The following is a 14,727-nucleotide window of genomic DNA, read 5'->3' on the forward strand; positions in this document are numbered from 1 at the left end:
CGGTTCTGACAATTCACCATGCCACGCAAATCAATCCTGGTCGTCGATGACGACAAACCGCAACGCGACATCCTCCACGACATTTTGACTGAGGCCGGCTACGACGTTACGTCCGCGGCTTCCGGCGAAGCGGCGCTGAAGTTTGCTAAAGAGCGCGAATTTGACCTCGCCTTGACCGATCTGAAGATGACCGGCATGGACGGCATCGAGCTGTTGCAGCATCTGCTGACCATGGACAAGTCGATCATCGTCATTCTGCTGACGGCGCATGGCACGATCGAATCGGCCAAGGAAGCTCTGCGGCGCGGCGCCTTTGATTACCTGCAGAAGCCTTTTGATCGCGATGCGCTGCTCGCCACGATTAAGCGCGCGCTCGGAACACTGGATCAAATCGACGTCGAAATTCTTTCCGCTGACCCGAAGATGGAAGCGGTCAAGAAGATGATTCTGAAAGTCGCGCGGTCCAGCTCGACCGTTTTAATCCGCGGCGAATCCGGCACCGGTAAAGAACTGATCGCCCGCGCGATTCACAATCAATCTCCGCGCGCGTCGGAAATGTTTCAGGCAGTGAACTGTGCCGCCATCAACGAAAATTTGCTTGAGTCAGAATTGTTCGGCCACGAAAAAGGCTCGTTCACCGGCGCGCACGCCGACAAGAAAGGCTTGTTCGAAGTCGCCGATCAGGGAACGTTGTTCCTCGACGAGATCGCCGAACTCGACATCAGCATGCAGGCGAAACTATTACGCGCTTTGCAGGAACGCCGGATTCGCCGCGTCGGAGCCACGTTTGAAATCCCGGTTGACGTGCGCGTTGTCGCCGCCACCAACCGCGATTTGCGCGCGATGGTTGGCGACGGACGCTTCCGCGACGACCTGTACTATCGCATCAACGTGCTTTCGATTGATGTGCCACCTTTGCGCGAACGGCGCGAAGACATTCCGGTTTTGCTGGACTATTTCATCAAGAAGCATACGAAGAACACCTCGCGTCTGGTGCGCGGCTTGACGCCGGAAACCAGGCGGATGCTTCTCGATTACGGATGGCCCGGCAACGTGCGCCAGCTCGAATCGGCAATCGAACGGGCGATCCTCTTGTGCGAAGGCGACATGATTACGCCGGACGATCTGCCATCGGAACTGCGCCAGGAATCACAAACTGCGGCAACCGGCGGCTTCAAGTTGCCGCCCGAAGGCATCAGCTTCGAAGACGTCGAAAAGAACCTGATTCTGCAGGCGATGGATCAGACCGATTACAACATCACGAAGGCCGCGAAGCTTCTCGGCCTGACATTCCGGACCTTGCAGTATCGTTTAGAGAAGTTTGGAATCAAGAAACCTGAAGGCAAAGACGGCGGCAAAGAGGAAGACGAGGAATAACGGATGGGAAAAGTTTCGATTTCGGTAATCGGTTTTGTTGCCCTCGGTCTGGCGTTCGTCAACGCCTGCTCGAAACCTGCGACGAATCCGGGACCGGCTGTCTCTCAGAGCAGTCAACGCGAGGTCCGATCATCGGCCGACGTTGTGACGCTCGGCGGCACAGGCACTGCCATCTCCGGCGGCAATGATGGCGAAGCGCTCGTGATGCTGAATATCGAAGCGGGTTATCACGTCAATGCAAATCCGGCCACGTATCCTTACCTAATCGCAACGGAAGTTACTGCCGGCAAGGTGGAGGGACTGGATGTCGGAAAACCCATCTACCCGCCCGCGAAGAAACAGAAATTTCAATTCGCGGACGAGCCGCTGGCCGTCTATGAAGGCCAGATTGAGGTAAGGCTTCCGCTAAAAGTCGCCGGCAAAGGAACGCGCTCGCTGCCTTTGAACATACGTGTCCAAGCCTGCGATCATGAGAAGTGTTTTCCGCCGGCAACTCTCAACACGAACGTATCGGTTGAAATGAAGTGATGACGGCAGAGCGAGCGTTCACAATTCTGTCCGGCTTATTTCTGCTCTCTGCCGCAGTGCTGCTGTGGTGGAACAATCTAACGGCGGCTTTCGTTACTGCGACTTTGGGGATCGTGGCGTGGTTTATCAGCTTCCGGGCGCAGGCGCGCGCCAGGGTGGCAGCGGAATCACCGATCGAAGAAGATGAAGATATTGAAGACTAACCCAGCGTTCGTTGCTCTGCTTCTGGCATTCGTCGTCCTTTGGGTGATGTGTCAACCAGCCGCGGCCGTCGTGACGGATGAGAGTGACGCGCGCGCGACAATTCAGAGCGTGTTCGATCAGTTGAAATCAGGCAATTACGCCGCGCTCTATGACGCGCTGCCGTCTTCCTCGCGCTCACGCATTACTAAGGACCGCTTCGTCAGCGGCCTGCAACGAACCAGCGACCTCTATCAACTACAGCGAATCGAAATCGGCGCCGTTCGCGTGTCCGGAAACCTGGCCGTGGCCGACACCACGATGTACGCACGCGTGAACAAGCCACTCAACGCCGACGGCAAACTTGTCGTCCAGCAGTACCTGATTCGCGAGGATGGTCAATGGCGCGTGGCGACCGGCGACAATGCGACGATCAATCGCTTCCTGAAAGCGAACCCCTCGTTTGCGCGCAGGTTCCCCATCCGCAGCCCGAAGGCCTACATCAATCAGAACGGAAAATGGGTTGAGATTCCGATGGGCCGGCGGTGAGAATCCGACCCGATTTACGAGTCGAATTCACAGACTGAAGTCTGTGCCACTTAGTTCGACATTAAATCTTCAAACGACAACTGCGCGTCGTCGGTTTTGCCGCTCGGCCGCGACACCCGCGGCACGTCCAACGCCTCACGAACAGCATCGAGATGAAAACGAATGATGCGCGGCGTTAGGCGCACGGAAGGAATACGCCGCTTCTGTGCCATGCGACGCACGGTGGTCTCGCTGACTTGAAGAATCTCAGCGAGCTGCTTGGCAGTCAGAAACTCTTCGCGATCGGACATCGACGTAAGTTTCAGGTTTCAAGTTTAAAGTTTCAAGTTGGCCATATGGACAAGCCTGAAACTTGAAACCTGAAACTTGAAACTTGAAACTTGAAACTAACTTTACGGTTTCGGCTTGTAAATAAGCGCCACCCGATACACGAGGGCCGCATCAACATCCACATCTTTTGACGCCGGCTCAGCGCCGTCTGCTTTAAGTGTTAGCCGATACTTAGCTGAGTCCGGCGGGACGCGAAAAACGAATTCACCGGTCTCACCGGTGTTCCGCGCATCAAGCCTCTCAACTGAAGACTCTGAGTTTACGCGCGAGAGTTCCACACGAGCGTTGGGAACACTGCGCCCACCCTCCGTGAAGACACTGCCGCGCAGGAAGGCAATCGAACCTTCATCGACCGACAGAACCAGACGATCGCCAAGCGATCGCACCTTGCCGGCCTTCACTTCAACTTTTTCAATCGATCCGACGGCCAGGCCTGGCTTGCGAAACGTGAGTCCGTAGACCCCGGGCGGAACCCCGGCAATCGTAAACTCGCCCTTACGATCAGTTTCGACGCGTCGCACTTCCTCATCGCCTCGCCGCAGAACCACCGCGACGCCAACCGGTGAACCTCTCTCGACGCGCACTTTGCCTTTTAAAGCGCCGGTGGTCTTGTCCTTTTCCTGCGCTGCCCCGACCAGCGCAAAAAGCGCAAGCAACGCTATGGTCGTAACTGAGCGAGCAATTTTCATCTTTGATAGGCCCTCAACTTATCACGTAGGTGCTGCGGCAAACCAGTCCAGCACATACGAAGCGAAAATCGCAACTTAACGTTGCCTCGACTTTGCGGTGCACGCCTCTGGCGTGCAAGAGCATGCCGTGATCTCCGGTCCGCACGCCTCTGACGTGCCATAGCATGCCGGAGGCATGCGTACCGATGGCGGCCTCACCGGCGCGAGCGTATAATCCGAAAACGCTAATGTTATTCGGCAAGCCGTTCCAGCTTTTCAGTCTCCCGCCATTGATGCTCGGCCTCGCGTTCGCGTTAGCCGCGCCTCACAGCACCTTCGCGCAGAACCCTCCTCCACAAGAGCGTCCGCGCCGCGTAATGCCCACGGAAGACGACCCGCAAGACGTGATCAAGATTGACACGGATCTCGTCCCGGTTAACGTGGTCGTGACTGATGCGAAAGGACGCCTCGTTCGGAATCTAAAAAAGGAAGACTTCAAATTATTCGAAGACGGGACTGAACGAAAGATTGAGTCATTCAATCTCGAGAAGGTCGCGGGCGAACCGCGGCCACTGGCAGTCGTGTTCGCGCTCGACGTTTCCGGCAGCATGACCGCGGAAGAAGTTCAACGTGTCGCGGCGGCCATGCGAGAATTTTCTCGACGCTTGTCCGGTCACCCCGCAGTCTTTGGCGTGATGACTTTTGGCATGCGCGTCAAAACTCTCCAAACGCTGACGGCTGATCCGGAAAAGCTTGAGCGCGCCTACCAACGTCTGGGCCACGACCCCGATGGCATGTCCACGCACGCTTACGACGCGATCGATGACGCCGTTCGCATGCTCACGCGCCACGCACCGCTGATGCGCCAGAATCAATTGGTCAAACGCGCCGTGATCGTAATCACTGACGGCTTCCCGGTCGGCGACACCGTCTCTCCTGAAACCGTAATTGAGCGCGCGAACGCCGCCGACACGAGCGTCTATGTCGTGACGATGCCGTCTTACTCACAAATGCTCGCCGCGGTGAAAGTCACACCGTTGCCCACTCCCCTGGATGTCAGCGGTATTGTCGAACTGACCGGCGGTCGCAGCATCTACGCAAACGAACCCGACCTCGGCCCGCTCTTCCGCGCCGTCGCCGAAGAAGTTTCGTCAGCTTACGTTTTAGGTTTTTACCCGCCCCTGCAGAATCGCGGTGACGGCAAGTTTCACACGATAAGAATTGAAGGACCGCAAGGATTAACTGTGCGTCAGAGCCGGCCCGGATACCAGGCCAGGAAACAGTGACGAGTAAGTGATGAGTAATGAGTACTGAGTGATGAGTGAAAGCGCGGAGCGCCCTCATTACTCATCACTCATAACTCATCACTTAGTATTCATCATCTTCATCATCATCGTCGTCAACTTCTTCTTCAACGATGTCCAGTTCGACTGGATCCAGTCCTACGATCTCGAGCTGGAGTCCACAGTCGTCGCAATCCACAATCTCGCCTTTGTCCGCATCTGTCTCGACATGAACTTCGGCTTCACATTCAGGGCACGTTCCGGTCGGCACTTAATTACCTCCAGTTGTCAGCGGCGTTGGCCGCTTGCGTCTATAAACGTCAAACCGCAAATCTAACCGCCCGCATTCGGTTTTGCAACACCCTTGTGGCGTTAAATTCTATCGCTTCAATCTTGCCATTGAAAAGCAAAGCTTTAAGAACATGTCAGCCCTGAGGTCGTCTCTTCCGCCGGAAAACGATGACGACGCCGAACAGTCCCAGGGCCACGCTCACCGCAACCGAAACCGTGGACGTAGTAGCGCCACTCAATCGCCGGGGTTCAGTGGCCGGCTCATCGCTCACGGAAAAGTATTCGCCCTTGCCGCCATTCGTTCGCAGCATCCTTTGCACCTCGTCCGCCGTAAACGGCCGCGCGCCGCGGCGACCGAAGACAGCCACCTGGTTACCGCTTTCGTCGACCGCGCGGTCGCGATCCAAACCCTTCGAAACAGCGAGCGCCTCACCTTTTGTCTTAAACGTCGCAATCAACTGTGGCTGCGGACGCGGACTGAAGCCGGCGTAAGTCGGCATCGTTTCAGGCGAGGTCAGTTGCAGGATGCGCAGTCCGTTCTTTCCGTCGGCCACGTAAGCAAACAGACTCGCATTCGTCATCGCGACCTTCACCTGGTGCGTGTCGTTGAGCTTCCCTTCGGCGTTATACATCTGATCCAGGCGCGGCTGCTCCGGATTTTTTACGTCGATGATGGCGACGCCGTTTTTGCCGTTGGCGACGTACGCGTAAGTGCGCGCGACGTAAACATCGTGCGCGTCCGCGAGCGGCACTTCGGCTCCGCGGAACACGATCTCCTCTGGCGACGTGACATCGATTACCTTCAATCCCTCGTCATCTACTACGAAGCCATACCGGAACTGGATCGCAATCGCGCGTGGGTGTTTGAACTGAACACGGTTGATTAACACGGGATTCAGCGGGTCATCGATCCTGACGACCACCAACTCTCGATCGGTGGTGATGTAGGCATTCGTCCCGGCAATCGTAATGTTGTTAGCCCCGGTCAACCTGCCGTCGGGATTGTAGGCGCCGTTTGGATATTTCGATTCGTCGAGTTGACGCTTCAGATAGTTGTTCAGCGGATCGCCATCGAGCAACGTCGCCGCGTTCACGACGATCAATCCTTCGTGCTTGTCCGCAACGTAGAGATAACCATACAACGGATGAATCGGCTGCTCTTCGTTCAAGAGTTGCTCGGGCGGCAGTCGTCGCGCTTCATCGGGCGAAACCATTCGACCATCCGTCGTCATACGCCAGCGGGCCGGATCTACCGCGAGTGTGGAAGGCGCGGCGACAGCGGTTGCGTACTTCGTCTTTACCCAAAACTTCTGACCGAAGCGGGACACGGGCGCAGTGACAATACGCTCCGAAAATCCTTTCTGATCGATCTGCGCAACATCATAAACGCGCAAGCCGCCTTCGCCGGCGGCGACGTACGCATACTCGCCGCGCAACTGCACCTGTAGCACGCGAGGATTGCCCTTGTGCTCGTAAAACTCCTTAAGTTCGCGTCCGCGATTTACAAAATTTTCATAGTTCTTCGGGAACGCGACCTTATGAAGCGTGCTGCCCAATACCGCCTGCGGCTCATTACGCTCAGTGGCCACCACTGCTTCCAGCGAATGATCCGCCGCTACGTAGACGAACCGCCCCATGAAGTTGACGAAGTTCGTGCCCTGCAAAAGCACCTGTGCCATCCAGGCGTTGTTATCGTTCGTCTTCGCCACGTGACAGTCGCTGCAAGCCTTCGTCTCTTTTCCGCGCACGGTGTGCGGCACATGCGTATTGAAAGTTTGCCCCGAGTATCCTTCCGCCGAAACCGTCTGTTGCTGCGAATAAATCCACTCGCGGTTTTGATTTTGCGAGCTAACCAGCACCGCGCTGGATGAGCGCACCGGCGCAATGCGGTTACCCGTCACCGTTCCGTCGCGGCCGAGCATGAAAATGTCGTCGCGCAGGACTTGATAGTTGTAGGTCGTGAAGTTGCGCGAGTTGCCGCCTTCGTTGTGACGGTTCGGCATCTTGCGATTCGCGGTCATCGAAAGGTGACAGCCGAAACAACTCGTCACCCAGGAAGAATGACACGCGAAGCAGGTCATGTTTTCGTCGCGATGCGCCAGCAGGTTGTTCTCGGCCGGGACGTCTCCCCACGTTGAGTTGTCGGTGCGCATCGTCTTCGCGTAACGCGACTTCAGATTGTAGTCCTCAGGGTGCGGCGCGCTTGGGTTGATCGTGTCCGTGGTCTGCGACACACGCCACCAACGGCCGGGCACCACCATCGAGTTCTGCACGATGTCGCCCGCCTTTAACTGAATTTCATTGCCCTTCTCGTCTTTGCGTTTCGTGTCATTACGTATGCGCTGGAATAGGAATGTTCGTCCGCCTTCGGCGTCACGAAACCGAAGCGTGGCGAGATTTCGTCCGCGGCCTTCTTCGAACTTGCCATCTTTGACAGTCGCGCCGGCGGCGAATCCCGACGTCACCAGCGTCGCCCGCTCGCGGATCGTGCCGTGACAATCGATGCAGCTAATCTCAATCGCCGCGCGCGGTTCGTTGTACAGAATGCCGTTGCCGTGCGAGTCCTGCCGAAAGTGACAATCGATGCAATGCATCCCTTTTTCGAGATGGATGTCGTTCAAATGAACCGACTTCTTGAATCGATCAGGATCCTCAGGCGCCACGATCGCGTTGTTCGCGTCTAGCAAGTTCCCCTCACGATCGCGCTTGAACACTTGCCGAAACATCCAGCCGTGACCATGAAAATCCGCAAAGCGAGTGTTCTTTAGTTGTGAATTGAATTCCGGCGTGCCGGTCTTCTGCAGAAACTCGGGGTCGGACCAAAGACCGCGCAGGCTCGCCGCCTCGGGATTGCGATCAAGTTTTCGATCCTCTTCTGATTGCGACGGGTCGTGTTGCGCGGCCGGATACATCTTGTCACCGTCGGTTTCGTTGTCCCACCAGGTCAAACCGAGATAAGACGCGACCATGTTCTCGCCCGGATGCATGTGACAGATCATGCACTGCGAAGTGGGAATGCGGCTGGTGAACTGATGTTTGATGGCGTGACCCGACTCGTCCTTTGGAATGTTCACGTCAGCAGATTGCGACTTGCCCTGATTGCCGGCTGAACTGTAAAACGCTGAGTGCTTCGGATCGCGATCGTTCGCATAGATGACGTGACAGGCCGTGCAGCCCGACGAACGGTAATCACCCGGATGATCATTCGTGCCGAGATAATTCAACGTCGGATCCAGCAAGCGCGTTTTTTGCAGTCCGAGATAAACCGGATCAGTTCGCTGCGCTGTTCCGAATCCACGCGCGCTCAAACCCTTGTCAGGCTTGCCCGGCTCTTCTTCTTTGTCCGGCAAAGCAGTTTCCAGACGGCGCCGCCCGCCACGCTCGAACACACGCAGAACGTTGCCGGGTTGCGATATTTCCCAACGCGGCAACGGATCGAGGAACGAGAGAATACCTTTCTGTCTCCGCTGTTCGGCATTCGGCTGTGGGACTTGAATCAAACGTTGCGGCGCGCCGTTCGCGCTGTAGCTTTCGCCGAATTGCGAGTCCTTAATTGGATAACCGCCGTTGTTGTAGAGCGCTGCGCCCCAGAGCATCGCGCCGTGCGTCATCATGCTTTTGCTGACGGCGTTCGTTTGCACGCTGTGACACTCCGAGCTGCCACAGGTTTTCGCCGCCACGCGCAGATCACCGGGATTCAGGAAGCGCACAAACTCCAAACTCTCACGCGCGAGCAGCGGCCCGGATCTTTCCGGAATGCGAAACTTGCCGTTCTTAATCCACTCATTCGGGTACCGCGGCCGCACGTGCGCTTCTTCTTTCGTCGTCGCCGCGGGATTGCCGCCATGACAGCCAGTGCACGTCAGGCCGAGCGCGTCTTTGCCGTTATCGAGTTTGTCGAGCGTCGCGGTGGGACCGAACCGATGCATCGGCTCAATCTTGTCATGGCATTTGAGGCAGCCTTCGAGTGGGGCGGTCGCTTGCGGGTTTTGATAAGCAGCCGGTGAGCTGTATGCCGCCTCATGCCCTTCAGTGGGCCGGGCGACATTAACCACCAAGACACAAAGACACAAAGCGATTGCCGCAACGAGAACAAGCCCTGCGTTTTTCTGCCTCGTCTTTGTGTCTTCGTGTCTTCGTGGTGACATAACGATCAAAAAACAAACTTCACCTGCGCGAACAAATTGAACAAGGGCTTCTTCGGATCAATGATTACATCATCCGGCGTGCAGAAATCGATCAAGTTCGGCGGACAGTTTCGCGACGCATCAGTGTAGATGTCGCGAAAACCACTCCCTGGTTGCAAGGTCGCCGCGCCGAACGTCATGGTGAGATTGTTGATAAGCAGCGGCCGGTATGCGACCCCAAGGCTCAGGTCCCAACCGATATCGTGACGAATCCGGTTTTGAAACAGCACGTATTCCAGCGGCTCAGTTCGATGAAATCGCAGGTAGTTCGCATTGAATACGGCCTTGATTCGCTGCGTTACTTCCACATCGACACCCGCGTTGTAAATAAAAATTCCCGGATTTACAAAGTTGGCCTGCCCCTCGATCTTGCTGCTGCGAAGGGACGGCAAAAGGCTGTTCGGCTGAACCAGGCCGACACCTGTTTGCGTCAGCCGGATTCCGTTGCGGTTCCAAAACGAAAACTGACCGCCGACGAAGTTCGGATCGTCAAGAATCGCGTCGAATCCGTTTCCTTGATCATCGGTGGGATCCTTGTCGCCTTGCGCCCAGAAGACCGAGCCGCGAAAACGCAGGTAGTCGAAATCGATCGAAGTTTCAACCGCCGCCATGTGCGAACTGACATGCACGGGCCGTCCGGCAATTGGGTTCCGATCGTCACGGCCGAATGCGTAGTAGTAACTGTTCGTCAGATTCAACCGGCCAAGATGCCCATCACCATTCACGCCGATGTAGCCGACTTTGATCGAGTGCGGCCGCACGTCACCGATCAACGCCGGGCGCACCAGAAAACCATTCCGGTCGTACTGGATGCTGCGGCGATCATCGTTAAAAAGCGCGCTGCCCTGAATCGTGTAGCCCTTGCGGATAAAGTCCTGCCGAAAAATATTCGCAAGGTAAACATTCTGCTGCCGCCGGTCGAAACGATTCAGGCCGCTATTCGTGTCCTTCTCGAGTTGGGCGAAATAGGCCGCATTGAATTGGAAACGATTATTATCAAAGGACCCAAACACTCTTGCGCCCAGATTGTTATCAGAAAAGATGAAGCCGCGAAAATCGGAAACGAACGGTTGAATACCTACGCGGGCCGACACGAAATCAAAGTTTTCGTTGACGTCCGTCAGCTTCACTTCCGCGAACGCTTCTTCGAGCGAGAAGTGCGTGTCCGTGCGATTCGTGCCGCGACGCACGTCGATATTTACGACGCCCGTTTCACGCGCATTAAGATAGTTCGGCAGGCTAAACGTCGGCGAAATCTTGATTGCCCAGTCGCGCGGCCGGAACGTCGAGTCGCCGCGAAACATCTCAAAGCTGAATTGAAAAACTTGATTCACCGCGAACTGCTCCGGCTTGCCGAAAAATTCAGCACTACCTGGTCGCGCACTGCTCGCATCGGAAGGTTTCGGCGTGCGGCTTAACTCAACGAAGCTCGAACTGACCGCCGACAGAATCATGAAGACCTTGTTACCGATGACCGGATAGTCACCTTTCATCCAGTTCAAGTTGTAAGGGTCATACCAGCGTCCTTTCTTGAACGGAATATCGCGCCCGCGCGCGCCCTTGTCGCCATAGCGATCGTATTCGGGAAAGCCAATGCGCCAGCGATCGCGCACCTCGCGACGGTCGGCTTCGCTCTGCGGATCAGAATCGACGCTGGGGTCACCGGCCGCGCCCGTCGGCTCTCGTGCGGGAACGTTTACCAGCGGCTTCTCTTCTCGCTTCTCGACAGCGAAGTCTATTTTCGTCTCCTGACCTTCGCGCACGATGACATTCTCGAGCGAATCGTCGCGAATCAACGCATGCTCGCCATAAGTCTTCGTATTGTCGAATTTTGCGATGTGAGGAGGAGCCACACTCAAACGGTACGCGCCCGGACGTACGCTGATTGAGTATTGACCATCTGACCCGGCGCGCGTGCGCGTAACTCTGCTGGTTACCTGATTCGTCGCGAAGACGATTACGTCAGCCGCGGGCGTGACTTTGCCTGTTATCGTGCCGCGTTTTTGCGCAGACACTTCAGTCACCGCGATCAGCAAACAACCGGCGACCATTACAAGTCGCAAGCCGCTGTGCAGGTGACCGGTCATGATTTTTTGAGCTTGCTTGGGGGACACGGACTTGTAGCACACGCCCGCGTTGCGTATCAATAGAATTCGCTTGCGCGTACGATTCGAGAAAAGGCTTCGCGGTAATTGCGATTGGTGGTAGATTCACCAAGCTTCCCCAAACCCATTGTTGCAGCGGCGCATGGCAGTTCGGATAACAAAAAGGTTATTCACCAAACGCTGGCGCGGCGTGATTACGGCTCTGGTTTGTGCGCTGCTCGCCGCGACGCAATTGCCGCTGTTCACCCAATCCGAAGCGCAAGTAACCCGTCCCACTTTAGTCAGCGAAGAGACTTCAACGCGGGCGATCGCAGTCGAATCGATCACGCGCAAGCGCGAACCGTTTTCCCCGACGACTGAAGTTCGTTGGGGCAACGACAATCGCACCCGCATCATGCTGTTCGCGATGGGAATCGATCCGAGCATCTCGATCGCGGAAATAACCGCCGCCGCTGAAGATGGATCACATCAGTACTACTGGCTTCCGGTTGAACACGTCGGGCGTGTGCCACAACAGGAATGGATCACCTTAATCATTGTTCGCTTACCAGAGGGTGTCGCGGATCTCGGTGACGTGCTGGTTGGGATCACTTATCGTGGCACCGCGAGCAATCGAGTGCGCGTGGCCATCGGACACGTGGGCGGCGGGCCGCCTGATGACCCGGGCTCAGTACCAACTCCGGCGACCATCACACAACCTCCACCGGCGGCGGCGACTGCAGGCTCACTCACTACCAGCGAAGTGCAAACCGTGATCGCGCAAGCAGTGTCAGCGGCTTCCGCACTGAACCGCGCTGTCACCGTTGCGGTGACTGACAAAGAGGGCAACGTTCTTGGCGTCTTCACGATGACGGGGGCGCCGGCGACGACGCAGTTTCGGGGTGGCGGCCCGGGACCGACGTTGACGCCGAATCCGATGACCGGGTTTGTCGCGACTGGTTTGGACGGGACCGTTGTGCCCGCGCGGCTCGCCGCAATTTCGAAAGCCGGCACGGCCGCGCTGTTCAGCACACGGGGCAACGCGTTCACCACGCGCACCGCGAGCTTCATCATCCAGGAACATTTTCCTCCCGGCGTCGACAATCGCCCCGGCGGGCCCTTGTTCGGCGTTCAGTTCTCTTCACTGCCATGTTCAGACATCAAACTGCCGGGACTGCCGCTTGGTCTCAGCGGCGATTCGGGCAGCGCACCCATTTACAAAAACGGCGAAGCCGTCGGCGGAGTCGGGATCGAAGGCGACAGCGTTTACACAATCGATCGGGACCCTGCAGATTTTGATCAGCCGTTTGAAGAAGTCATTGCGGTTTCAGCTACGCGCGGATTCGAAGCACCTTCCACCGTTCGCGGCGATAACATCCTGGTTGACGGAATTCGGCTAACCTATTTGAACGTTACGAACGCGCCGAGTCCGGCGACAATTCCCTTCGGCAGCTTGCCGGGTGCGGTTACTTCTCCGATTCTCGGCGCGCAAACATCGCAATTCACCGCAGCCGTAGTGGGTGGAATCGCCGGCGAGGTTGATACGCGCTTCTTTCCTTTCATCGGCAGTCCGACCGTCACCGCGAATTCTTTGACGGCTGCCGAGGTAAACACAATCATTTCGCGCGGAGCGCAGCAGGCAAATATCACCCGGGCAGCAATTCGTCAGCCGCTGGGCAGCAACGCGCGCGTCACTATCGCGGTGACCGATGCGAGCGGCGTCGTGCTCGGCGTGTTCCGTCAACAGGACGCGCCCGGGTTTGGATTTGATGTGTCAGTACAGAAAGCGCGCAGCGCGGCGTTCTTCTCGCGTGCGAACACTGGGGCATTGCTGACGGGCGCAGGTTTCGGTTCGTACGTTAGTCGCGCCGGCGCCGATGGCCTTCAGCTGAACGGATCGATTGCGTTCAGCGACCGGGCCATCGGATTTCTGCATCGCCCGCTTTTTCCTGACGGAATCAACGACACCACCGCCGGGCCATTCAGCCGCGAATTAAACGAATGGAGCGTATTTAACGTCGGGCTACAATTGGATCTAATTAAGTCGAATTTGCAGGCGGTGCTCGGCGGCGCGGCGTTGCCCTGCACGTCGATTCCGGATCTGCCCAATGGCATGCAGATTTTCGCGGGCAGCATTCCGCTCTACAAAAATGGTGAGCTGGTTGGCGCGATTGGCATCAGCGGGGATGGGATTGATCAAGACGATCTAATTGCGGCCGCCGGCGCCGCCGGTTTCGCGCCGCCGGTCGGCATACGTTCCGATCAAATCTTTGTGCGCGAGGTGCGGCTGCCGTTTGTGAAGTTTCCGCGCAGTCCGAACCTGTAGTGACGGCGGGCGGTAGCCCGCCTCTAAACCAAAATAATGTCCCTGTCGTTTAGAGGCGGGCTATTGCCCGCCACCAACTGGAGAGTTCGGCCCGCGATACGGTGCGCGGGTGCGCTCGCTGTTCTTATTTTCGCCTTTTGCCTTTCTCCTTTTGCCTCCTCGTTCGTCGCAAATACGCAAGCACCGGCAGCCAACCGCGGCGTTGTCCGCCTGAAAGTCCGCTACAAATCTGCGGAAGGCACCAAAGACTTACCGCGCAAACGTTTCTTTCTGATCAAAGGCTCACTCGAGGAGAACAAATCGCTGATCGAAAAGGCGAAGCAGACGGAAGTCATGTCGCGTGATTGTTATTACCGCGCGAAAGGCGCGAGTGCGGCGCTGATTAAATGGCTGAAAGATAACGATTGCGAATCACCGTATTGCCGTGAGGTTGAGGACAAATATCTCAGCGGGGCTGACGCAGTTCCGGAATTTCAGGCGGCGTTTGAACAGGCCCTTCGTGAATTGAAAGATCGTGAAATCGCGCGTCGCTGGCTGGCGAACTACCTGAGTCCGGAACTGCGTTTCGGATTTTACGAACAGAAGCAGAAGGCGCTTCGGGCCCTGATGGCCGAAGCCGAAGCGCCTACTAAACCGCCGGTGATGTCGATCATGACCGATCGCAAAGGCACGGCTTATCTGACCAACATCGACCCCGGCACTTACACGATTTCAAACCTGATCGGAAGCGAGACTGAAAAGACGAGCATCCTTTGGATCTGCGAACGCGAAGTTAAAGCAACGGATTTGGGAGTTGCCATGAAGCGTCCCTTCATGTTGTCGAACGAAAAGGATCCGAAGGTGAAGTGCGAGATCGTCGAGCGGCCTTTGCCGGTTTGTCCATGAATATGGAGTGCGGCGGCAGACTGGAGCGCAACCGTCTCG

Annotated in this window: 12 protein-coding genes; 7 read left to right on the plus strand and 5 right to left on the minus strand. The window is 56.7% G+C overall.

What is annotated here, in order from left to right; genetic code table 11:
* Nucleotides 1-18: 18 nt before the first annotated feature.
* From VFX97_07875 to VFX97_07890, 4 genes are read left to right on the plus strand one after another with little or no spacing between them, the layout of a single operon-like run.
* Nucleotides 19-1,377 (plus strand): sigma-54 dependent transcriptional regulator, encoded by a 1,359-nt coding sequence (locus VFX97_07875; GenBank protein ID HEX5703100.1) that lies wholly within the window; start codon nt 19-21, stop codon nt 1,375-1,377.
* Between the two features lie 3 nt (nt 1,378-1,380).
* Nucleotides 1,381-1,905: a protein-disulfide reductase DsbD domain-containing protein gene (locus VFX97_07880; GenBank protein HEX5703101.1), complete on the plus strand. Its 525-nt coding sequence runs from the start codon at nt 1,381-1,383 to the stop codon at nt 1,903-1,905.
* On the plus strand, nt 1,905-2,108 hold the full coding sequence (locus VFX97_07885) for a hypothetical protein (GenBank protein HEX5703102.1): 204 nt from the start codon (nt 1,905-1,907) through the stop codon (nt 2,106-2,108). Before VFX97_07880 ends, VFX97_07885 begins: the two co-directional genes overlap by 1 nt.
* Nucleotides 2,098-2,634, plus strand: a complete 537-nt coding sequence (locus VFX97_07890) for a hypothetical protein (GenBank protein HEX5703103.1) — start codon at nt 2,098-2,100, stop codon at nt 2,632-2,634. Before VFX97_07885 ends, VFX97_07890 begins: the two co-directional genes overlap by 11 nt.
* A 50-nt stretch (nt 2,635-2,684) precedes the next feature.
* Here VFX97_07890 and VFX97_07895 read toward each other — a convergent pair whose 3' ends face one another.
* Both VFX97_07895 and VFX97_07900 read right to left on the minus strand, forming a co-directional pair.
* The gene (locus tag VFX97_07895) at nt 2,685-2,924 is read right to left on the minus strand and encodes a helix-turn-helix domain-containing protein (protein HEX5703104.1); all 240 of its coding nucleotides are present in this window, start codon (nt 2,922-2,924) and stop codon (nt 2,685-2,687) included.
* A gap of 102 nt (nt 2,925-3,026) precedes the next feature.
* Nucleotides 3,027-3,653, minus strand: a complete 627-nt coding sequence (locus VFX97_07900; protein ID HEX5703105.1) for a carboxypeptidase-like regulatory domain-containing protein — start codon at nt 3,651-3,653, stop codon at nt 3,027-3,029.
* A gap of 227 nt (nt 3,654-3,880) precedes the next feature.
* On the opposite strand from VFX97_07900, the gene VFX97_07905 reads away from it, so the two are divergent.
* Nucleotides 3,881-4,918 carry a VWA domain-containing protein gene (locus tag VFX97_07905; protein ID HEX5703106.1) on the plus strand — a complete coding sequence of 346 codons (1,038 nt, stop codon included), beginning with the start codon at nt 3,881-3,883 and terminating at the stop codon, nt 4,916-4,918.
* An 82-nt stretch (nt 4,919-5,000) separates the two neighbouring features.
* Here the strand turns inward: VFX97_07905 and VFX97_07910 are convergent, their stop codons facing one another.
* The 3 genes from VFX97_07910 to VFX97_07920 form a co-directional block, all read right to left on the minus strand.
* Nucleotides 5,001-5,186: a hypothetical protein gene (locus VFX97_07910; protein HEX5703107.1), complete on the minus strand. Its 186-nt coding sequence runs from the start codon at nt 5,184-5,186 to the stop codon at nt 5,001-5,003.
* 154 nt (nt 5,187-5,340) lie between these two features.
* A complete protein-coding gene (locus VFX97_07915) occupies nt 5,341-9,354 on the minus strand; it encodes a hypothetical protein (GenBank protein HEX5703108.1) in 4,014 nt (1,337 codons plus the stop codon).
* 5 nt (nt 9,355-9,359) lie between these two features.
* Nucleotides 9,360-11,480: a carboxypeptidase-like regulatory domain-containing protein gene (locus tag VFX97_07920; protein HEX5703109.1), complete on the minus strand. Its 2,121-nt coding sequence runs from the start codon at nt 11,478-11,480 to the stop codon at nt 9,360-9,362.
* 160 nt (nt 11,481-11,640) lie between these two features.
* Between VFX97_07920 and VFX97_07925 the strand changes: the two genes are divergently transcribed.
* Together VFX97_07925 and VFX97_07930 are read left to right on the plus strand one after the other, a co-directional pair.
* Nucleotides 11,641-13,803 carry a heme-binding protein gene (locus VFX97_07925; protein HEX5703110.1) on the plus strand — a complete coding sequence of 721 codons (2,163 nt, stop codon included), beginning with the start codon at nt 11,641-11,643 and terminating at the stop codon, nt 13,801-13,803.
* 36 nt (nt 13,804-13,839) lie between these two features.
* A complete protein-coding gene (locus tag VFX97_07930; GenBank protein ID HEX5703111.1) occupies nt 13,840-14,688 on the plus strand; it encodes a hypothetical protein in 849 nt (282 codons plus the stop codon).
* Nucleotides 14,689-14,727: the final 39 nt, after the last annotated feature.

This window comes from Pyrinomonadaceae bacterium (genome assembly GCA_036277115.1).
Taxonomy (GTDB): Bacteria; Acidobacteriota; Blastocatellia; order Pyrinomonadales; family Pyrinomonadaceae; genus UBA11740.

Coding starts and splice junctions, on each gene's coding strand:
- VFX97_07915 (HEX5703108.1), bottom strand. CDS start 9,354: ATGTCACCACGAAGACACGAAGACACAAAGACGAGGCAGAAAAACGCA.
- VFX97_07905 (HEX5703106.1), top strand. CDS start 3,881: ATGTTATTCGGCAAGCCGTTCCAGCTTTTCAGTCTCCCGCCATTGATG.
- VFX97_07885 (HEX5703102.1), top strand. CDS start 1,905: ATGACGGCAGAGCGAGCGTTCACAATTCTGTCCGGCTTATTTCTGCTC.
- VFX97_07930 (HEX5703111.1), top strand. CDS start 13,840: ATGTCCCTGTCGTTTAGAGGCGGGCTATTGCCCGCCACCAACTGGAGA.
- VFX97_07875 (HEX5703100.1), top strand. CDS start 19: ATGCCACGCAAATCAATCCTGGTCGTCGATGACGACAAACCGCAACGC.
- VFX97_07920 (HEX5703109.1), bottom strand. CDS start 11,480: ATGACCGGTCACCTGCACAGCGGCTTGCGACTTGTAATGGTCGCCGGT.
- VFX97_07925 (HEX5703110.1), top strand. CDS start 11,641: ATGGCAGTTCGGATAACAAAAAGGTTATTCACCAAACGCTGGCGCGGC.
- VFX97_07895 (HEX5703104.1), bottom strand. CDS start 2,924: ATGTCCGATCGCGAAGAGTTTCTGACTGCCAAGCAGCTCGCTGAGATT.
- VFX97_07900 (HEX5703105.1), bottom strand. CDS start 3,653: ATGAAAATTGCTCGCTCAGTTACGACCATAGCGTTGCTTGCGCTTTTT.
- VFX97_07880 (HEX5703101.1), top strand. CDS start 1,381: ATGGGAAAAGTTTCGATTTCGGTAATCGGTTTTGTTGCCCTCGGTCTG.